Origin of the sequence: Sorangium sp. So ce426 (assembly GCF_051475585.1) — a bacterium.
Lineage (GTDB): Bacteria > Myxococcota_A > Polyangia > Polyangiales > Polyangiaceae > Sorangium > Sorangium cellulosum_B.
This window is the reverse complement of the sequence record NZ_CP150341.1, coordinates 11321180-11340513: the sequence shown is the minus strand read 5'-3', so window position 1 is coordinate 11340513 and position 19334 is coordinate 11321180. Positions and strand designations below refer to the sequence as shown.

At 71.9% G+C, this 19334-nt stretch carries 14 protein-coding genes; 5 read left to right on the top strand and 9 right to left on the bottom strand.

Going from position 1 to position 19334, the window contains the following annotated elements; genetic code table 11:
• Positions 1 to 27 precede the first annotated feature (27 nt).
• The 4 genes from acs to grxC all read right to left on the bottom strand — a co-directional run bounded on the left by acs (position 28) and on the right by grxC (position 5610).
• Complete coding sequence (gene acs / locus WMF44_RS42505; protein WP_437295766.1) at positions 28 to 1995, bottom strand: acetate--CoA ligase; 1968 nt, start codon at positions 1993 to 1995, stop codon at positions 28 to 30.
• 235 nt (positions 1996 to 2230) lie between these two features.
• Positions 2231 to 3463, bottom strand: a complete 1233-nt coding sequence (locus WMF44_RS42500; protein WP_437295765.1) for a hypothetical protein — start codon at positions 3461 to 3463, stop codon at positions 2231 to 2233.
• Between the two features lie 7 nt (positions 3464 to 3470).
• On the bottom strand, positions 3471 to 5126 hold the full coding sequence (locus WMF44_RS42495; protein WP_437295764.1) for a serine/threonine-protein kinase: 1656 nt from the start codon (positions 5124 to 5126) through the stop codon (positions 3471 to 3473).
• Positions 5127 to 5316: 190 nt separating this feature from the next.
• On the bottom strand, positions 5317 to 5610 hold the full coding sequence (gene grxC / locus WMF44_RS42490; protein WP_044966993.1) for a glutaredoxin 3: 294 nt from the start codon (positions 5608 to 5610) through the stop codon (positions 5317 to 5319).
• Positions 5611 to 5690: 80 nt separating this feature from the next.
• On the opposite strand from grxC, the gene WMF44_RS42485 reads away from it, so the two are divergent.
• The 4 genes from WMF44_RS42485 (at position 5691) to WMF44_RS42470 (ending at position 10102) form a co-directional block, all read left to right on the top strand.
• Complete coding sequence (locus WMF44_RS42485; protein ID WP_437295763.1) at positions 5691 to 8306, top strand: ATP-dependent Clp protease ATP-binding subunit; 2616 nt, start codon at positions 5691 to 5693, stop codon at positions 8304 to 8306.
• Positions 8307 to 8593: 287 nt separating this feature from the next.
• Complete coding sequence (gene rplU, locus WMF44_RS42480; protein ID WP_012240531.1) at positions 8594 to 8902, top strand: 50S ribosomal protein L21; 309 nt, start codon at positions 8594 to 8596, stop codon at positions 8900 to 8902.
• A gap of 14 nt (positions 8903 to 8916) precedes the next feature.
• Positions 8917 to 9174, top strand: coding sequence for a 50S ribosomal protein L27 (rpmA, locus tag WMF44_RS42475; RefSeq protein ID WP_012240530.1), 258 nt, complete (start codon positions 8917 to 8919; stop codon positions 9172 to 9174).
• Between the two features lie 85 nt (positions 9175 to 9259).
• A complete protein-coding gene (locus WMF44_RS42470; protein ID WP_437295762.1) occupies positions 9260 to 10102 on the top strand; it encodes an HAD family hydrolase in 843 nt (280 codons plus the stop codon).
• Positions 10103 to 10181: 79 nt separating this feature from the next.
• Here WMF44_RS42470 and WMF44_RS42465 read toward each other — a convergent pair whose 3' ends face one another.
• Positions 10182 to 11315 (bottom strand): tetratricopeptide repeat protein, encoded by a 1134-nt coding sequence (locus tag WMF44_RS42465; RefSeq protein WP_044966990.1) that lies wholly within the window; start codon positions 11313 to 11315, stop codon positions 10182 to 10184.
• 434 nt (positions 11316 to 11749) lie between these two features.
• Positions 11750 to 14188: an SF1B family DNA helicase RecD2 gene (gene recD2, locus WMF44_RS42460; protein WP_437295761.1), complete on the bottom strand. Its 2439-nt coding sequence runs from the start codon at positions 14186 to 14188 to the stop codon at positions 11750 to 11752.
• 199 nt (positions 14189 to 14387) lie between these two features.
• Between recD2 and WMF44_RS42455 the strand changes: the two genes are divergently transcribed.
• Positions 14388 to 15626: a LysM peptidoglycan-binding domain-containing protein gene (locus WMF44_RS42455; protein ID WP_437295760.1), complete on the top strand. Its 1239-nt coding sequence runs from the start codon at positions 14388 to 14390 to the stop codon at positions 15624 to 15626.
• A gap of 72 nt (positions 15627 to 15698) precedes the next feature.
• Here the strand turns inward: WMF44_RS42455 and WMF44_RS42450 are convergent, their stop codons facing one another.
• From WMF44_RS42450 to WMF44_RS42440, 3 genes are all read right to left on the bottom strand, one after another.
• Complete coding sequence (locus WMF44_RS42450) at positions 15699 to 16334, bottom strand: AMIN-like domain-containing (lipo)protein (protein WP_437295759.1); 636 nt, start codon at positions 16332 to 16334, stop codon at positions 15699 to 15701.
• Between the two features lie 107 nt (positions 16335 to 16441).
• Complete coding sequence (locus tag WMF44_RS42445) at positions 16442 to 18154, bottom strand: protein kinase domain-containing protein (protein WP_437295758.1); 1713 nt, start codon at positions 18152 to 18154, stop codon at positions 16442 to 16444.
• Positions 18155 to 18423: 269 nt separating this feature from the next.
• The gene (locus WMF44_RS42440; RefSeq protein WP_437295757.1) at positions 18424 to 19320 is read right to left on the bottom strand and encodes a hypothetical protein; all 897 of its coding nucleotides are present in this window, start codon (positions 19318 to 19320) and stop codon (positions 18424 to 18426) included.
• Between the last annotated feature and the right edge of the window lie 14 nt (positions 19321 to 19334).

The window sequence follows — 19334 nt, the reverse complement described above, 5'->3', positions numbered from 1 at the left end:
AGGCCGCGCCCCTGCGCCGCCGCGGGCTCACTCCTCTTCTTGCTGGCGGAGCTTCGCCATGACGCTCAGGTCCTCGAGCGTCGAGGTATCGCCGGTCAGCTCTCGACCAGCGGCGACGTCCTTCAGGAGCCGGCGCATGATCTTGCCGCTGCGGGTCTTCGGCAGGGCGTCCGCGAAGCGGATGGCGTCGGGGCGCGCGAACTTGCCGATCTCCTTGGCGACGTGCTCGGCGAGCTTCGCCTGGAGCTCCGGCCCGGCCTTCACCCCCGGCCGGAGCGAGACGAACACGACGAGCGCCTGTCCCTTGAGGTCGTCCGGGCGACCGACCGCGGCCGCCTCCGCGACGGAGGGGTGAGACACGAGCGCGCTCTCGATCTCGGCCGTCCCGATGCGGTGGCCGGCCACGTTCAGCACGTCGTCGATGCGGCCGACGACCCAGAAGTAGCCGTCCTCGTCGCGGCGCGCGCCGTCGCCGGTGAAGTAGCAGCCCTCGACGTCGCTGAAGTACTGCTTACGGAAGCGATCGTCGTCGCCCCACACCGTGCGCAGCATCGACGGCCACGCCTGCTTCAGGACGAGCAACCCGCCCTCGCCCGCCGCGACGGGCTTGCCGTCCTTCGTCACGACCTCGGGCACGACGCCGAACATCGGCAGCCCGGTCGACCCCGGCTTCGAGGACGACGCGCCGGGCAGCGTGGTCATCATGATCGAGCCCGTCTCCGTCTGCCACCAGGTGTCCACGATCGGGCAGCGGCCGCCGCCGATGGTCCGGTGGTACCAGACCCACGCCTCGGGGTTGATCGGCTCGCCGACCGAGCCGAGCAGCCTGAGGCTCGACAGATCGCTCTTCGCGGGCCACTCGTCGCCCTGCCGCATGAAGGCGCGGATGGCCGTGGGGGCGGTGTAGAGGATGGTGACCCCGTGCTTCTCGATCAGCCTCCAGAAGCGGCCCCAGTCGGGGAAGTTCGGGGCGCCTTCGTACATGAGGCACGTCGCGCCGTTCGAGAGCGGGCCGTACACGATGTAGCTGTGGCCCGTCACCCAGCCGACGTCGGCGGTGCACCAGTAGACGTCGTCGTCGCGCAGATCGAAGACGTACTTCGTCGTGACGTGCGCGCCGACCAGGTAGCCGGCGGTCGTGTGGAGCACCCCCTTGGGCTTCCCGGTCGAGCCGCTCGTGTAGAGGATGAAGAGCGGGTGCTCGGCGTCGACGACCGTCGGCTCGCAGGCCGGGGCGGCCCCGGCGAGCAGGTCGTGCCAGAAGACGTCGCGGCCCTCCGTCATCTGCACCTCGCAGCGCTCCTTGCCGAGGTGCTGGTACACGACGACGCGCGTCGCGCTCTTCGCCTCCGGCTGCGCGAGCGCCTTGTCGACGGTCGCCTTCAGCGGCACGACCTGCCCGCGCCGGTACGCGCCGTCCTGCGTGATGACGAGCTTGGCCTGGCTGTCGTGGATGCGGTCGCGGAGCGCGTCCGCGGCGAAGCCGCCGAACACGACGGTGTGCACCGCGCCGAGGCGCGCGCAGGCGAGCATCGCCACGGCGACCTCGGGGACCATGCCCATGTAGATCGCGACCCGGTCCCCCTTCTCGATGCCCAGCCGCTTGAGCGCGTCGGCGAGCAGCAGCGTCTCGCGGTGGAGCTGGGCGTAGGTCAGCGTGCGCGTGGCGCCGTGCTCGCCCTCCCAGATGATGGCGGCCTTGTTCTTGGTGGCCGTCGTCAGGTGGCGATCGAGGCAGCTCTCCGTGACGTTGAGGGTGGCGCCGAGGAACCACTTGGCGTGCGGCAGGGCCCAGTCGCTGATCGTGGTCCACGGCGTGCGGAACACGAGGTCGCTCGCCTCCCGGCGCCAGAACGCGTCCGGCTGCTCGATGCTCTCGCGGTAGAGCGCCTCGTAGGTCGCCTGCGCGCCGACGCGCGCACGACGCGAGAACTCGGCCGGCGGCTCGAACCGGCGCGTCTCCTTGAGCAACGACGTGATGGCATCCTGCGACATGGTCACCCCTTGAGGGGACGGCGGCAGCCGATCCCCGGCTGACGTTGAAGGGGACGGCGGCAGCCGATCCCCGGCTGACATGATTGAAGAGGACGGCGGCAGCCGATCCCCGGCCCACGCTCCCCGCTGGAGAGCGCGGCGAACCCTCGACGGCTCACCGCGAGGGCGTGCGAGGATACATCCGTCAAGCGGCAGAACAAGGATGGAACGAGCGCCCGGGATCGGCAGAGGCCGATCACCAGAACGCATAGCCGGCGTGCAAGCTGCCTCCCAGCTGCAGCAGCACGGCCGAGTAGAGCGTGACGTCGTCCTGGTCGCTGTTCTTGTAGCTGATGCCGCGCGACGACTGGAAGTAGCTGTCGAGCGAGAACCCGAGGAGCACGCCCCCGAGGTCCAGCTCGACGCCCACCTCGGAGAACACGAACGCGTTCACCCCGGCGGCCTTCTGGCACAGGCCATCGCAGATGTCTCCGTCCTGCGTCTTGATGCCGTCGAACTTCACGGAATCGTAGGTGAGGCCGCCCCCGATCGAGCCCACGAACCGCCATGTCTGCCCAGGGGTCATCAGGCGGACGTTCAGCCCGAGGCGCGTCGAGCCGAGCGTGTAACTGGCGTTCGGGTACGCGGGGTCGTCCGAGCCGGTCGCGATGTTCGCGTACTGGAGCATCACGTCGAACGCCGCGGGGGTGTTCACGCGGTATCCCACCCGGATCGAGCCAGCTCCGCCGCTGTTCGCCTCCGGCGCCGGGAAGGCGCGCGGGTGGCCGAGCGGCCAGAGCAACGACGCGGCGCCGATCACGTAGTAGCCCTGCGGCGGGAGCGAGAGGGGCACCGGCTTCGGCGGAGGGGGCAGGGGCGGCGTGAACGGCTGCGCCGCCGGGGCCGCGGGGGCTCTGTCCGGGACCAGCGCGAGCCTCACCTTCTTGTCGCGCTCGCCGCTCACCACGGTGACGCTCTCGTCGGCGCTCGCGTACCCCTCGGCGCGCGCGCCGATGCGGTGCACCCCCGGCCCGAGCTCCACGACCCGCGTCCCCGAGGACGAGGGGGGCTGTTCCTCGCCGTCGATGATCAGCGTGGCGGCCTCTGGGCTGAGCTCGATCGTGAGATGGGCGAGGAGCGCGCGCATCTCCTCGATGGCGCTGCGCGCCGTCTTCTCGTCGCCCTCATCCATCGTGTCGCGGTGCTGCGCGAGCGCGCGCTCGAGCGCCGCGATGGCCCTCGGGTAGTTGAAGAGGGCCTTCTCGGCGAGCGCGATGTTGAACAGCGGGCTGGCCTTCGGCTTCTCCTTGTAGGCCGCCTCGAACTCGACGACCGCGGCCCGGTAGTTCCTGTCCTGGAACAGCTTGATGCCGTTCGCCATGTGCTGCCGGTACGGCTCGACCTGCGCGAGCGCCGGCGAGAGCTGCACGGCCAGGCCGAGCGTCGCCGCGCAGAGCGCCAGCGTGAGTCGTCCGTGTGATCTGCGCAAACCCGCCTCAGTCGACCTTGAGCTGCAAACCAGCCGCGACCCCCGCCGGCTTCGGCGTCGTGACCACCGGGGTGGCCTGCGCCGGACCGGCGGGCTTCGCCCCGGCGCCCGTGCCCCTGGGGCGCGCCGCGAAGGGGAGCGCCGTCGTCTTCTTCGGGATCGGCTCGGCCTTCGGCGCCGGGGCGGGCGCGACGGGCGCCGCGGTCGCGGCCTCGGCCGGTGGCGGCGCCGGTGTCACGGCGGCCGGCAGCGGCTGGAGCAGGACATCGATCGGGGAGTTGCCGTCCTGGAGCGTCACCTCTTTGTCCACGGGCGTGTAGCCGGAGGCCTCGATCCGCACACGCTTCGTCTCGCCCGTGCGGCCGCGCAGCGTGCGGTCGGCCAGCGCCGCGCCGTCGACGGTGAAGAGGGCGCCCTCGGCGTTCGTCCGGAGCTCGACGGAGACCTGGGTGGGCAGCGCAGGCGCGGTGGCCACCGTGCCCGCCTCCGGCGAGCGGCGCGCGTGAAGCACCGCGCCGGCGAGCCCGCCAACCAGCGCGACCAGCGCCACCGCGGCGAACGCGAGCCGCCGCGGGCCGCGCGCGCCCGTGGGCCCGCTGCTCGACCAGCCCACCTTCGAGCCGCTCCCGTGCACCTCGAGCGTCGGATCCAGCCCGATGCTCGGATCACCCGGCGTCTGCTTCGCAGGCGTCTGCCCGAGGGCGCCAGGAGCGCTCGTCGTGTGCGCACCGAGCTCGTCGCTCGAGCTGCGCCGTGACGCGAGGAGCCCGCCGGCGCCGACGACCAGGGCGTCCAGGAAATCTCGCGCGGAGGAGAACCTCGCGTCCCTGTCCCGCGTGAGCGCCTTCGCGATCACGCGCGCGATCGGCTCGGGGACGGCCGGGTTGCTCATCCGCACGTCGAGGGCGTCCTTCATGCAGATGTTGACGATCACCTGCTCGTACGAGCTGCCGCTGTGCGGCGGGTGTCCCGTGAGGCACTCGTAGAGGATCGCGCCGACGGCCCAGAGATCGGTCCTGCCGTCCACGTCGGGCATCGCCTGCGCCTGCTCCGGCGACATGTAGAACGGCGTCCCGAGCACCGTGCCCTGCCGGGTCAACGTGTGGGCCGGAGCGCCGTCGGCGCGGCGCATCTTCGAGATGCCGAAGTCCAGGATCTTGGCGAAGTTCGGGTCGTCGTCGCGGTCGACGAGGAAGACGTTGTCCGGCTTGAGGTCGCGGTGGACGATGCCCGCCTCGTGGGCGCGGTGGAGGCCGCGGAGGAGCTGCGCGGTCAGGTGGAGCGCCTCGCCGAGGTCGAGCCTGCCGCAGCGCCGGATACGGTGGCCCAGGTCCTCGCCCCGGAGCAGCTCCATGACGAGGAAGGGGGTGTCGTCGGCGAAGCCGGCGTCGAAGATCTCGACGATGTGCGCGCTCTCGACGGCGCTGGCCGCCTGCGCCTCGCGGTGGAACCGCGCCACCGCGTCCTTGTTCTGCGCGAGATCGCCGTCGACGAACTTCATCGCGACGCGCTTGCCGATGGCGGTATTCACCGCCTCGTAGACCGTGCCCATCCCGCCACGCCCGATCGTCCGTACGATTTCGTACTTCTGAACCCGCTTTCCGACGAGCGCCCCCTCGACCGGCTGGGTCGCTGCGGCGGTGGTGTCGGTGCTGCTAGGCATGGCGGTTCGACGTGGGGGAAGCGGACGAAGCCCGTGAAGCCCTTTGGACGAACCGCATCAAAGAAAGCTGCGCCCCGTCCCCGCGCGGCAGCTTATCACCTCCTCACGCCGGGGTGCACCTTCGCCGGCGGGGCCCGAGGGGTGCGTCCGACGAGGATTCTCCGTCGTACCTCAGCCACCCTCATCCGCCTCAGCGCGGCATGGGAGGTGCGTCCGCGCTCGGCGCCTCGCCGAGGCGCGGATCGAGCCCCCCCTCCTTGTCCAGGGCCGAGAGGTCGCTGAATCCGCCGATGCTGGCTCCATTGATGAAGATCTGAGGGACCGTCCGCTGTCCGGACGCCTTGACCAGCCAGGCGCGGAGGTCATCGCGGTTCTCCACGTTGATCTCCGTGAAGCGCGCCTGCTTCTGCGTCAGCAGGCGCTTCGCCATGGCGCAGTATGGGCAGTAGTCGGTGACGTAGATGGTGACTTCGGCTGCTTGCATGGGCATCTCGTCCTCTTTCCTTTCCCGGGCAGGCCAAAGATGCAAGCGCACAGGGCTCCACCTTGCGGTAGGCTGCGCGCATGGCCGAGAAAGAGGGCACGATTCACCTCGATCGCTATACCGGCGACGCGAAGCAGGTCGTCGCCGGCGCGCAGCAGATCGCGGACGAGCGCCAGCACGCCGAGGTCACGCCGCTGCACCTGCTCATGAGGTTGCTGGAGCGCGACCGGGGCGTGTCCGAGGTCTTTCGACGGGCGGGCGCCGACCCGAACGAGGTGCTCCAGCTCGCCGAGAACGCCCTGAAGAAGCTGTCCAGGGCGGGCAGCAGCGGTGTCGCGTACGTGAGCCCTCGCCTGCTCGATCTGCTCGGGCGCGCCGAGCGGGAGGCGACCCGGGACAAGTCGCAGAACGTGGGCATCGAGCACCTGTTGCACGCGCTCGCCCAGGAGATCCGCGGGCCTGCCGGGGAGATCCTCTCTTCGTTCGGCATCGGTCCGGGCGCGTTCCGGCCGCACCTCGGGGCGCTGGAGGCGGCCTCGCGGGAACCCTCGCCCGCGCCGGCCAACGCGGCCGAGCCGGGTCAACCCGCGCCCTACACGCGGGACCTCGTCGCGGACGCGCGCGAAGGGCGGTTCGATCCGGTCATCGGCCGTGACGTCGAGGCGCGCCGCTTGCTGCAGATCCTCGAGCGGCGGTTCAAGAACCACCCCCTCATCGTCGGCGAGCCCGGCGTGGGCAAGACCGCGCTCATCCGGGGCCTGGCCGACCGGATCGCGCACGGCGACGTGCCCACGAACCTCGCGGGCGCCCACCTCTACGAGCTCGACACCGGCGCGCTCGTCGCCGGGGCGAAGCTCCGCGGGGAGATCGAGCAGCGCCTCAAGGTCCTGGTCGATCGGCTGCGCGGCGAGCAGGACGCGGAGAGCATCCTCGTCGTCGAGGATCTCGACGCGCTCTTCGGCCAAGGGGTGCAGGGCGCCGGCGTGGGCGAGCTCCTGAAGCCGCTCCTGTCGCGCGGGGAGATCCGGATCATCGCCACGACGACGCCCGAGGGCGTGCGCAAGATCAACGAGCGCGATCCCGGGATCATCCGGCGGTTCTCGACGATCACGCTGGAGGCGCCGAGCATCGATCAGGCGACGGAGATCCTGCGCGGGATCGCCACGAAGTACGAGGCCCACCACCGCGTCCGGGTGGGGGAGAGCGCCATCACCTCGGCGGTCGCGCTGGCCAAGCGGTACATCTCGGACCGCGCGCTCCCCGACACGGCGGTGGACCTGCTCGACGAGACGTCCGCCCGCAAGCGGGTGGAGGTCGACGGCGTGCCGGCCGAGCTCGACACGCTGACCCGGCGCGTCGACGCGCTCCGCGCCCAGATCGCCGCGCTCGCGGACGATGACGACAAGCTCAGCGTCCAGACCCGCACGCGCCTGGAGGCGGAGCTCGCGGAGATCGAGCCGAAGGCGTCGTCGATGCGCAGCCGCAACGCGTCGCGCCGCGGCGTCATCGCGGCGTGCCAGGCCATCCGCCGGGAGCTCGTCGCCGCGACGGAGGCCTTGAAGGCTGCCCAGCGCGACAAGGCGTTCGCCAAGATCGGCGAGCTCGAGCACGTCACGCTCCCGGAGATCAGGCGGCGGCTCCAGGCCGCGGAGGAGGCCGCGCAGCGGGAGGGGGTCGCGCCGACCTCGAACGTCGTCGCCGAGTCGGACGTGGCGGCGACGCTCAACGACTGGACCGGCATCCCTGTGGCCAAGATGCTCGAGGGCGAGGCCGAGAAGCTCCTCAAGATGGAGGCGCGGCTCGCGCAGCGGGTGGTGGGCCAGGACGAGGCGGTGCGCGCGATCGCGAAGGCGGTGCGCCGCGGGCGGGTCGGCCTGCGCGATCCGGGCAAGCCGATCGGCTCGTTCCTGTTCCTCGGGCCGAGCGGCGTCGGCAAGACGGAGCTCGCGAAGGCGCTCGCCGAGTTCCTGTTCGACGACGAGCAGGCGCTGACGCGCATGGACATGAGCGAGTTCATGGAGCGCCACATGGCCCAGCGCCTGATCGGGGCGCCCCCGGGCTACGCGGACAGCGAGCAGGGCGGCTTCCTCACCGAGGCCGCCAGGCGCCGGCCGTACAGCGTGCTCCTGTTCGACGAGGTCGAGAAGGCGCACGCGGACGTGTTCAACCTGCTGCTCCAGATCCTCGACGACGGCCGGCTCACCGACGGGCGCGGGCGGCTCGCCGACTTCTCGAACACGGTCGTCATCATGACCTCGAACATCGGGTCGAAGCGCGTGCTCGAGACCGACGCCAAGCTCTGGACCACGGAGGACGGGCGCGAGGCGATCCGCGACGTCCTGCTCGAGGAGCTGCGCGGGTTCTTCCGCCCCGAGTTCCTGAACCGGGTCGACGACATCGTCGTCTTCAAGGCGCTCAGCAAGGAGGACCTCCGGGGCATCGTCGACATCCAGCTCCGCCGGCTGGAGCAGCTGCTCACGGACAAGGACATCCGCCTCGCCCTCACGGACGCCGCGAAGGCCCGGCTCGTCGAGCTCGGCTACGAGCCGAGCCTCGGCGCTCGCCCGCTGAAGCGGGCGATCCTGCGCGAGCTCCAGAACCCGCTCGCCGAGACCATCCTCGCCGGCGGGTACCAGCCCGGCCAGACGATGCAGGTCGACGTGATCGACGAGAAGTTCGTCTTCACCAAGGCGTGAGGGCGAAACAGGCGCGCGGTACGCGACGAGCGGCGAGCGCGACCCGCGCCGCGACCGGGCGCGCGGCCCGGGCCGCGCTTTGCAGGGGCTTTTCAGGGCCTTGCTCACGCCCGGAGGCCGCGGGCGTCGCTCCGGCGAAGAACCTGGGCGACGCCGCTGCGAAGCACTTGCCAAGCCGGAGAAGGTCCGTATACTGCCGCTCCCTCGCTCACCGGGTCCTCCGATCGAGGGCCATTTGCGTGGCGTATGGCGAGGGATCGCGGTCCCCAGGTTGAGGAAGACGCACCATGTACGCGGTCATCAAGACGGGCGGCAAGCAGTATCGGGTCGCCGAAGGTCAGAAGCTCCGGGTTGAGAAGCTTGTCGGCAATGCCGGTGACAAGGTCACCTTCAGCGAGGTGCTCCTCGTCGGCGGTGACTCTCCCAAGATTGGCAAGCCCCTCGTGAGCGGCGCCTCCGTCGCCGCCGAGATCACCGGGCAGGACCGCGGCAAGAAGATCGTGGTCTTCAAGTTCAGGCGGCGGAAGAACTACCGCCGCAAGAACGGCCATCGCCAGCCGTACACCGAGCTCAAGATCACCGGCATCACCGCCTAGCAGGAGAAGTAGAGATGGCTCACAAAAAAGGCGGCGGCTCCTCCAGGAACGGCCGTGACTCGAACGCGCAGCGCCGTGGGGTGAAGGTGTACGCCGGGGCGCCCGTGCGCGCTGGCAACATCCTGGTCCGGCAGGTCGGCTCCTCGATCCACGCTGGCCACAACGTCGGCACCGGCCGCGACTTCACGCTCTTCGCCCTCGTCGACGGCGTCGTCACGTACGAGTGGAAGTCCAACACCAAGAAGCAGGTGTCGGTCTACCCGGCTTCCTGAGCCTTCCTCACCGGGAGGGCGTCCTGAACCGTTCCATCCCGTCCCGCCTGCTGCGCTCCGCGCGCTTCCGAGCTACTCAAGCGCGGTGACGACCTACAAACTCCTCGCCCTAGACGTCGACGGGACCCTCGTCCGTCGTGATGGGTCCATCCACGACGAGGACTTCCGCGCCATCCAGCGGCTCCAGGATGCCGGCGTCCCGGTCTCGATCGCGACCGGGCGCCTGTACTCGGGGACGCGCGAGGTCGCGCGGCGGATCGGCGTGCTCGGCCCCATCGCGTGCGTCGACGGCAGCCACATCGTGCACACCGAGGGCGACGCGCACCTGTACTCGCGCACGATCTCAGGCGCCGAGGCGTCCCTCCTGCGCTCGATCACCGAGCGGCACGCGACGGCGTCGTTCCTCTTCGCGCAGGACAGCATCGTCCACGACGCGACCGGCGCGCCGCACGTCCACTATGTCCGGGGCTGGTCGCACGCCATCGCCGAGGTCGAGCGCGTCTCGTCGCACCCGTACTGGGAGCACGAGCACGGCCTGCTCGCGCTCGTCGCGCTCGGGACCGAGCTCCAGATCGCGGCGGCCGGCGAGGAGGTCCGGTCCGAGCTCGGTGAAGCGGCCTTCGTCGTCTCGTTCCCCCTCCTGCGGGACGACCAGGCGAGCCTCTTCGCGATGATGGTCCGTGCCGCTGGGCCGACGAAGGGCACGGCGATCGCGTGGCTCGCGGAGCACCACGGCTGCGAGCTGTCGGACGTGGTCGTCGTCGGCGACTGGCTCAACGACGTGCCGATGTTCGAGGTGGCGGGGCGATCGTTCGCGATGGCGCAGGCGCCCGAGCAGGTGAAGCAGGCGGCGACGGACCGCCTGAAGGCCGACGGCCTGGTGGGCGGCGGCATCGCCGAAGCCATCCGCCGCGCCTTCGGTCACTGAGCGCCGGCAGACGGCGAGCGGCGAGCGGCGACGGCAGCGGGGGAGCGCCGCTCAGCGCTCCCCCACGCCTTCGTGCGCGTCAGGCCTTGCGCTGCGCCGGCTGGGCCGCCGCGGCGAGCTGCTGCTGCTGCTGCTGCAGGTACTGAGCGACGGCGCGCGACCGCTCGATGGCGAACTGCTTGACCTCCTTGTTCGGAGAGCCCGCGAGGGCGTTCAGCAGCTTGGTCACCTTCTCGAGCTGGCGCGACTGGAACAGCGCCTCGAAGTAGTTGTTCGCCAGGCGCACGTCGCGGCTCATCTTCGCCTCGTGCGGCTGGAGCAGGCGGACCACCGCCTCGAGGTCGTTCTTCTGCCCGTAGAGCGCCGACAGGCAGAGCAGCGCCAGCGGGTTGTCCGGGTTCTGCGCGACCGCCTTCTTGGCGTACTCGACCGCCTTGTCCCGCGTCTCCTCGTTGGCCGCGTAGAAGCCCTGGATCGCGATGTACGGCGCGGCCGTCTTCTTGTCGGCCGAGAACTTCTCGATCGCGGCGACCGCGCTCGCCTCGTCGCCGCGCTGCTTCTCGTACTGGAAGAGGTAGGCCCACGCGTCGATACAGTCCACGTCGATCGAGAGCGCCTTCTCGATGAACTCGCGCTCCTTCGCGTCGTCCTTCTTCGCCTGGTAGAGCTTCGCGAGGTGCAGCGAGGGGTAGGGGTTGTCCTTGAGCAGGTTCTGCGCGCCCTTCAGCGTCCCCTCGGCCTTGTCGTGCTTGTCCTGCGAGAGCTGCGCGATGCCGAGCGCGAGCCAGTCGTCGCCCGTGCCGCCCTTCGCGACCACCTTCGAGAGCACCTGCTCGGCGCGCGCCAGCCGGTTGTGCTTGAGGAGCTCCTGCGCGTAGATGCGCCCGCGGTTCAGGTCGTCAGGCTGCTCGGTCCAGTGCTTCTCGAGCCCCGCGAGCAGGTCCTCCAGGCCGATCGCGATCGGGCGCCCCTGATCGTCCTGCACCTGCACCGCCGGCCCGTTGAAGCCGAGGAGCTGCCACATCTGCTCGAGGGTCACCGCCGCGGGACCCTGCTCGAGCAGGCCCTTCAGCTCGTCGGTCGGCTTGTTCATCGGGATGACGATGAGCGCGTTCCCCGGCACACCGTTCGGAAACGCGCTCACGGGCGCGACGATCGCCGCCCCTCCGGTGATGTTGAGCCCACCCGCCTGCTGCTGTCCGTTGGTCGTCATCGTCGATGCTCCGAGATCTCTCCCCCACGCGCGCCGAGGCGCAGGCATCACCCAGCCTCGCCCCGGTACCCTGCGCGCCGTATTGATGGGGGCAGTAGTTCGTGTAGAAGGGGCGCGAACGCTAGCAGGGAGGGCCCAGCCGGGCAACGGGGGAGCTCGGAGCGCGCGCGGCCTCATCACGGCCATCGCGTTCGGGTCAGACGCGCTTCCTCCCGTGCTTCCACCGCTTCCGCCGCCTCCACGGCTTCCACCCGTGAATCCGCGCGTCGCGACCGTGAACCTCGCCGCGGTCCCCGCGCTCGAAGCCGGCTGCGCCGCTGCGGTTCGCGTCGCCGTCGCCGCCTCGCGGTCGCTCGTGTGATCCCCGTCGTGCTCGCTGTCGCTATCGCCGTCTCGGACGCCCATCTCGCTCGCCCTCTCGCTCGGGCGCCGTCCTAGTCGAGTCGTGGGCCGGCGGCGAGGGGTGCCTCGAGCGTGCGCGCCGATCCAGCGCGCGCCGGCGCGCCGCCGCGCAGCCGCTCCGCGAGGTGCGTGCGGCGCTCCTCACGGCGGGTCTCCGCCAGCGCCAGCGACACGGCCCGCGGATCCGCCACGAGCACCACGAGCCGCTTGCCGCGCGTCACCGCCGTGTAGATGAGGTTGCGCGACAGCATCACGAAATGCTGGGTGAGGATCGGCACGATCACCGCCGGATACTCGCTCCCCTGGCTCTTGTGGATGCTCGTCGCGTACGCGAGCGTCAGCTCGTCGATCTCCGCTTCCTCGTAGCTGACCTCGCGATCGTCGAAGCGCACCTGGAGCTTCCGCTCCTCGGTGTTCACGTCGGTGATGAAGCCGACGTCGCCGTTGTACACCTCACGGTCGTAGTCGTTGCGGAGCTGCATCACCTTGTCGCCGAGCCGTAACGTCCTCGCGCCGCGCGTGACGCTCGGGCCCTCGGGGTTCAGCGCCGCCTGCAGCCGCGCGTTCAGCGTGATCGCCCCCGCCTCGCCCTTGTGCATCGGCGTCAGGACCTGGACGTCGCGCCGCGGATCCAGCCCGAACCCCTTGCCGATGCGCTCCGTCACGAGGTGGAGGATCAGATCCGCCGCCGCCTCGGCCTCGATCCGCTCGATCACGTAGAACTCGCCGCCGGGACCGCGCGCGCCCTCCGGCGGCTCGCCGTCGTGGATCCGGTGCGCGTTCCGGACGATGAGGCTGCCCTCGGCCTGGCGGAAGATCTGCGTGAGCCGCGCCGTGGGCACCTCGCCGGAGGCGATCACGTCCCGCAGCACCGCGCCCGGCCCCACCGACGGGAGCTGATCGACGTCGCCCACCAGCACGAGGCGCGCGGCGTCGGACGTCGCCTGCAGGAGCGCGTCGGCGAGCGCCAGGTCGAGCATCGACGCCTCGTCGACCACGATGGCCCCCGCCTCGATCGGCCGGCCCCGCTGGCGGCCGAACTTGCGCTGCTTGGGATCGAACTCCAGCAGGCGGTGGAGCGTGACGGCCTCGCGCCCCGTCGCCTCGCTCATCCGCTTCGCGGCGCGGCCCGTGGGCGCGGCGAGCCGCACCGGGAGCCGGGCGCGGTCGAAGAGCGCCAGGATGGCCCGGACGATGGTCGTCTTGCCCACGCCCGGGCCGCCCGTGATGACCAGCACCTTGTTCCGCGCCGCCTGCGCCACGGCGTCCCGCTGGGCAGGCGCCAGCGAGACCTGCGTCTTCGCCTCGAACGCGGCGATCGCCGCGTCGACGCCCTCCACGAGGCGCGCCTCGGGCGCCGCGTCGTCCTCGTCGTCGCCCAGCAAGGAGCGCATCCGGCGCGCGAGCCGCACCTCGGCCTCGTGGAGGTCCTTCGGGTAGACGGCCACCTCGCCGGTCTCGAGCGTCTCGACCCGCACGTGGCCGCTCGCCACGAGCGCGTCGATCGCGCTGTCGACCTCGGCCGCGTCGCGCTCGAGCATCGCCGCGGCGAGCTCCGCGAGCTCCGGCCGCGCCGCCAGCGTGTGGCCGCGCGTCGACAGATCGACCAGCGTCTGCAGCACGCCCGCCTGCGCCCGCTCCGGCGAGTCGGCCCGGACGCCGATCGAGCGCGCGATCCGGTCGGCGGTCTTGAAGCCGATGCCCCACACGTCGAGCGCGAGCCGGTACGGGGAGCGGGAGACGATGTCGATCGCGTGGGGGCCGAACCGCTTGTAGATGCGGCTCGCCAGCGCCGGGGAGGCGCCGTGCGCCTGGAGGAAGATCATGATGGCGCCGATCGCCCGCTGCGCCGCCCACGCCTTCGCGACGGCCTGCGCGCGCCGCTGGCCGAGCCCGGGGACCTCGGCGAGCCGCTCCGGCGATCGGTCGAGGATCTCCAGCGTCTCCGTGCCGAACGCCTCCACGATCCGCTTCGCGTACGCCGGGCCGATGCCCTGCACCATGCCGGACCCGAGGTAGCGCTCGAGCCCATCGAGCGTGGCGGGGGCGATCGGCAGCAGGGTCTCGACCTTGAGCTGCTCGCCGTGCTTGGGATCGCGCTCGTAACGCCCCGTCGCGCGCACGCGCGTGCCCGGCCCGACCTGCGGGACCACGCCGACCCAGACCTCCGGCGGGGCGCCGGGGGTGACCTCCACCCGCAGCACCCGGAAGCCGCTCGACTCGCTCTCGTACGTGACGCGGACGACCTCTCCCTCGACCGTCGCCGCCCCGTTGCCCGCCACCTCCCGGGCCGAGAAGAGCTTCTGCTGGCCCCCGCCGCCCGGCTGCCGCTCACCGGTCCCACCCGTCCCGCCCGTGCGCTCGCCGCGATCGTCGTGGCGCGGCGCGTTGTCCGGCCCCGGCGTCGGCGCCGGCGCGGCTGCCCCCCGGGCCGCCCGGTCGGCGCGGCCGCTCCGCTGGGACGGTTGCACGAGGGCAGCATGTAGCCGCCGGCGCGGCGGCGGCAACGTCCTCGTGCGCGGACGCGAGCGCCGCTGCAAAACATCGCGCAACGCCGCATGGCGCCCCGTTACCTGGGCTCACGCTGAACGCGCGTCGCGTGGAGCGCGCCGCACGCGAGCGCGGGGCCGCGGTTGGCGTCGCTCCCTCGCGTCAGTATAGTGGCCCGCGATGGGGCGCAGCACCTTGGTTTCCGTCCTCTGCGCCCTCCTCCTCGCGGGCTGCGCCGGGAGGGCGCCGGAGGCGGCGCGGTCCAAGGACAGCCTGCTGCGCGCGGCCTCCGGGGTGTCCCCGGAGCAGCGAGGCGCTTCGCCTTCGCCCGCACCCGGGACGGCGGCGGAGGAGGAGGCCGCGCTCGCGGACGCCCACGATGACGAGGTCGACGACGACGGTGAGGTCGACGACGGCCTGGAGCTGCCGGCGGATCCGGGCACCGGGGCGCGGGCGCACTCGCCGCTCTCGGCGATGACCGAGGCCCAGATCGAGGAGCTCTTCTCGAAGGACCCCGCGGCGCTCGGGCCGATGTCGCTGGGCGCGACCAACGCGGGCGCGCTGTTCAACGGCGTCCGGATGCCCGAGGGCGATCGGTGGGAGCTCGTCGATCCGGCCCACGCCTGGGGGACGCGCGAGACGATCGACGCGCTCGACCGGGCGATCGCCGAGGTGCACCGGCAGTTCCCGGGGAGCCCGAAGCTCTACATCGGGCACATCAGCGCCCGGGAGGGCGGCCGCCTCTCGCCGCACAAGAGCCACCAGGCCGGGCGCGACGTCGACATCAGCTATTTCCTCGACGCCCGGCACCGCTGGTACCAGCGGGCCACGGCGGCGAACCTCGATCGGGAGCGCACCTGGGCCTTCGTCCGGGCGCTCGTCACCGAGACCGACGTGGAGCTCATCCTCATCGACACCAGCGTGCAGCGGCTGCTCAAGGAGCACGCGCTGAAGATCGGGGAGGACAAGGACTGGCTCGACGAGGTCTTCCAGCTCGGGTCGAGGAAGCCGCGCCCGCTCGTCCGCCACGCCCGGGGGCACGCGAACCACATCCACGTCCGGTTCTACAACCCGATCGCGCAGGAGTCGGCCGCGCGCGCGTATCCGCTGCTCGTGAAGCGCGGGGCCATCAAGCCCACGTCCCAGTACGTGCGCCACACCGCGAAGAAGGGGCAGACCCTGGGCTCGCTGGCCCGGCAGTACGGCACCACCGTGGAGGCGATCAAGCGGGCCAACGGCCTTCGATCCACGGCGATCCAGGCGAAGCGCGTCTACAACATCCCGCGGCCGTCCAGCGGCCCCGCGGCGCCGCCGAAGCAGGTCGTCGTGCCGCCGCGGCGGCTGCCCCCGCCGAAGGCGGCCGACGCGCCTCCGCCGCCGGCGCGCCGCGGCGAGCCCGGGCCCGCGCTGGACGGCTGAGGGGCGGGAGGCGCGCGCGCCCTGCGGCCCGCCCGCGGCGCGGGGAGCCGCAGGGGTGCTGCGGGCGCGGCCTCAGTGCTTCACGTCGACGACGAGCCGCGCCGGCTTGGTCAGCTCGAGGACGCGGTACCGGTTCGGCGACGAGACCCCGAGCACCCAGGTCACCTCGGCCTCGAAGTCGCACGTCCGCTCGATCTCGCGCGCCACGCCGAGCGCGAGCTTCCGCTCGCGGAACGGGACCGTGGCGTTCCCCGCGTCGTTGTGCGCCGCCGCGGGGGTCATCCGCACCGCGAGCCATCCGTCGCCCGCGATCTCCGTCGCCTCGCCCGAGCCGCACTGGCGCACCGGCTTGTCGATGTAATCGATGTGGTAGCCCGGCACCGCGTCCCCCTCGAACTCGAACACGACGCGGTCGTAGTGCTCGTGCCGGGCCGCTCGCACGTCGCGCAGGACCGCGACCTTCGCGCCGGCGCGCGGCTTGTCGGTGGCGCCCGCGGTGCCCTCGAACGCGTCGGTGCTCGTGGGATCGGCCTCCTTCGGTGGCCGCGGCGTGGGAGGCTCGTCGTCGACCGCCGGCTCGGCGGAGGCGCGCGTGTCGATCGGCGTGACGTTCGGCATGGGCTGGGCAGGCTCGCTGCCGGCGCCGTTGCGGCAGCCCGCGGCGAGCGACACGGCGGCGGCTGCGAGCAGCAGGGCGGCGGTCCTCATGAGGTCCCTTCCATGGTGCCGCGGCCTCCGCGCGTCCACCGAGACGCCGACGCGCACCCCGGCGCGGCGGCGCCCGCGCGGGCGGGGCGGCCGGCGCGCCTCGAGGATCACCGCGCCGAGGCCCGCGCTCGGCTCAGGATGACCGCGAGCCGGGGCACGATCTCGTCCACCGCGCGCTCGCCCTTCACCGAGCCCTCGACGCGGAGGGGCGTTCCCCGGCCGTCCTCGCCGGGCACGACGAAGAGCGGGATCATCTCCGACGCGTAGCCGGCCTCGGCGAGCCGCTCCCGATCGCGGTCGACGTCGAACTCCAGCAGGCGCAGCGCAGGCAGGACCGCGTCGAGCTGGCCGGCCTTCACCGCGTCGTGAAACCTCGTGCACGGCTCGCACCAGGGCGCGCCCACGTAGACGACGAGCTCGCGGCCGTCCCGCCGCGCTCGCTCCCGCGCCTGCTGCACCAGCGCGGCGAGCTCGCCGCCCTCCGGCGCCGGCTCGAGCTCGGCCCGCAGCGCCGCCGGCCGCGTGGTGACAACGGCGGGCGCCGCGACCGGCATGGGGGCGGCCTGGACGGCGTCAGGGGTGCTCGTGGCGTCCGGCACGCGCCAGCCGAGCGCCAGCACCAGGCCCCCGCCGACGAGCGCCGCCACGAGCGCGACCAGGTAGAGGGACACGGTCGCGTGACGGGGCGGGGCGACGGAGCCGCTGAAGGTCGCGGGAGCCTGCGGCGGAGAGAGCGAGTCGAGCTGCGCCGGGCGGAGCGACACGAGCGGCTCGCTGGGAGAAGGCGACAAGGCCGAGATGCGGAGCTCCGAGATCGACGACGCGGAGGGCAGCGCGCCCCGCGGCTGCGCCAGGGACAGGCGATCCGGGGTCGAGGCCCGCGAGGCGTGCGAGACGTGCGAGACGTGCGAGACGTGCGAGACGTCGAACGGCTCGCCCGCCGCGCTCTTCAGCGCGGTGAGGCACTCCCTCATCGACTGGAAGCGCCTGTCAGGGCTCTTCTCGAGACACCGCATCACGATGGCCGTCATCGCCGGCGACACGAGCGCGCCCTGGGCGTGATCGGCGAGCGGCGGCGGCGGCTCGCTGACGTGCGCCATGAGCGTCGCCGAGGCCACCTTCCTGTCGAACGGCGCCCTGCCGCAGAGCATCTCGTAGAGCAGGACGCCGAGCGCATAGATGTCCGCGCGCGGCGAGAGCTCGTGGCCCATCGCCTGCTCCGGAGCGGTGTACTTGGGAGAGCCGATGAACACGCCCCTCTGCGTCAGCTCGTCCAGCTGCCGCCCCGAGACGTCCTTGACCAGGCCGAAGTCGAGCACCTTGACGAAGTCCTTCTCGTCCTCCTGGTCGACGAGGAGCACATTGCCCGGCTTGAGATCCCGGTGCACGAGGCCGAGGCCGTGCGCCTCGGCGAGCGCGCGGCAGATCTGCCGCGCGATCCGGCCCGCGCGCGCCTCCGGGAGCGCGCCCTCGTCGTGGAGCACGCGGTGGAGCGTGCGCCCGGCGATATACTCCATGGCGATAAAGTAGATCCCGCGCGGACCGTCCCGGCCGTAATCGAAGACCGTGACGGAGTTCGGGTGGGTGAGCCTCGCCGCGGTCGCGGCCTCGCGCGAAAAGCGTCGAAAGAACTCCGGATCTTGCTCGAGGCGCTCATCGGGGAGGAGCAGCTTGAGGGCGCAGATCCGGCCCAGCGCGAGCTGCTCTGCCCTGTAAACCCTGCCCATCCCCCCTCGCGCGATGAGCGAGATGATCCGGTATCGATCGGCGATCGTCGCGCCGATGAGGGGGTCTTGACCGCTGCTCCTGGCCGCACCCATGGTCTTCACTATATGCGCGATGACGGGCGCACCGCCACCCCAACTCGTGTGTTCTGGCCGACTGCGCGGCTCTAAATCAACGATGCGGCTTGGATCGTACGGCGGCGGAGCGCGCGCGATGCGGCGAGTTGCCGACACGTTTTCCTGACGGCCTCGCCCCACGGGTCCGCCGCGGTTAACCAGCGAGCGCCGAACGATTGCGATCCGGTTTCGCGCGGCCCGCGCCCGCGCGCCGTCCAGCGCCGGGCGCCTCTCCTCCGGCGCGCCCGTCACTGCGCGGCGACATCGATGTCGACCTCGCGCGGCTCCTCGGTGACGCCGCTGGGCGTGGCCCCGGCGCCCAGGATCGCGCCCACGGTCAGGGTCAGGGTCACCTCTCCGCTCGTGAGGGGCGTGGCGACGTACTTCCATCGCAGCCGCACGCTGCCGCCCCTCTCCCCCTCTGCCGAGAGCGCCGCCACGGCGCGCCGCTCGATCTCCGGCGCCGTGAGCGCGGTGCGGAGCCGGTGGCCCGTCGAGGCGATGGCGGGCCAGCGGATGAGGGCGCGGTTGAAGGTCCCATCGAGCGTGTGGGTCACGACCGCGCGATGCCCCTGGACCCGGACGCCGTTCACGGCCCGGAACACGAACGTCTTGTAACGATGGACCTCCGGGGCGGAAGCCGCCGTTCCGTCCTGATCCTCGCGCAGCGTCCTCCGCTGCACCACGGCCCCGATCTCGTCGTTCGGTATGCCCCAGCTGTTCAGGCGCGCCAGCGCGTTCCGGCGGAGGAGCGCCTCGTCCGGCGAGATCCGCGGCCCGCTCGGCGTCTTTCGCAGGACGAGCACCTGGCCGTTCGACGGGTCCTTCTCGTAGGTCCAGTCCGCCGACTCGTGCTCCGTCCGGCGCCCCAGCTCGGTGAGCGGCGTGAACTGCTGATCGGCCCCGATGAGCGAGCGCTGGATGAGCGCGTCATCGAATGAACGCAGCGTCAGCCGGGCCGCCGGGAGCCTCGCGGCGGGCGCCGTGGCGAGCTCCCGCGCGTCGAACGTGAACCCCTCGATCTCCTGCGCGGCCGCGGCGATCTCGCCGTCGTCGCCGCCCCCTTCGGTCGCCACCTCCGGCGCCCCGCAGGCGATGAGGGTCATCGAGAGCGCGGCCCAGAAACCAATCGTTCGCGTCGTCATCGTCATGTCTCCTG

What these genes read in the sequence shown, in the direction of transcription:
- acs (WP_437295766.1), bottom strand. Translation starts at nt 1,995, where the DNA reads ATGTCGCAGGATGCCATCACGTCGTTGCTCAAGGAGACGCGCCGGTTC.
- WMF44_RS42495 (WP_437295764.1), bottom strand. Translation starts at nt 5,126, where the DNA reads ATGCCTAGCAGCACCGACACCACCGCCGCAGCGACCCAGCCGGTCGAG.
- grxC (WP_044966993.1), bottom strand. Translation starts at nt 5,610, where the DNA reads ATGCAAGCAGCCGAAGTCACCATCTACGTCACCGACTACTGCCCATAC.
- WMF44_RS42485 (WP_437295763.1), top strand. Translation starts at nt 5,691, where the DNA reads ATGGCCGAGAAAGAGGGCACGATTCACCTCGATCGCTATACCGGCGAC.
- rplU (WP_012240531.1), top strand. Translation starts at nt 8,594, where the DNA reads ATGTACGCGGTCATCAAGACGGGCGGCAAGCAGTATCGGGTCGCCGAA.
- rpmA (WP_012240530.1), top strand. Translation starts at nt 8,917, where the DNA reads ATGGCTCACAAAAAAGGCGGCGGCTCCTCCAGGAACGGCCGTGACTCG.
- WMF44_RS42465 (WP_044966990.1), bottom strand. Translation starts at nt 11,315, where the DNA reads ATGACGACCAACGGACAGCAGCAGGCGGGTGGGCTCAACATCACCGGA.
- WMF44_RS42455 (WP_437295760.1), top strand. Translation starts at nt 14,388, where the DNA reads ATGGGGCGCAGCACCTTGGTTTCCGTCCTCTGCGCCCTCCTCCTCGCG.
- WMF44_RS42450 (WP_437295759.1), bottom strand. Translation starts at nt 16,334, where the DNA reads ATGAGGACCGCCGCCCTGCTGCTCGCAGCCGCCGCCGTGTCGCTCGCC.
- WMF44_RS42445 (WP_437295758.1), bottom strand. Translation starts at nt 18,154, where the DNA reads ATGGGTGCGGCCAGGAGCAGCGGTCAAGACCCCCTCATCGGCGCGACG.
- WMF44_RS42440 (WP_437295757.1), bottom strand. Translation starts at nt 19,320, where the DNA reads ATGACGACGCGAACGATTGGTTTCTGGGCCGCGCTCTCGATGACCCTC.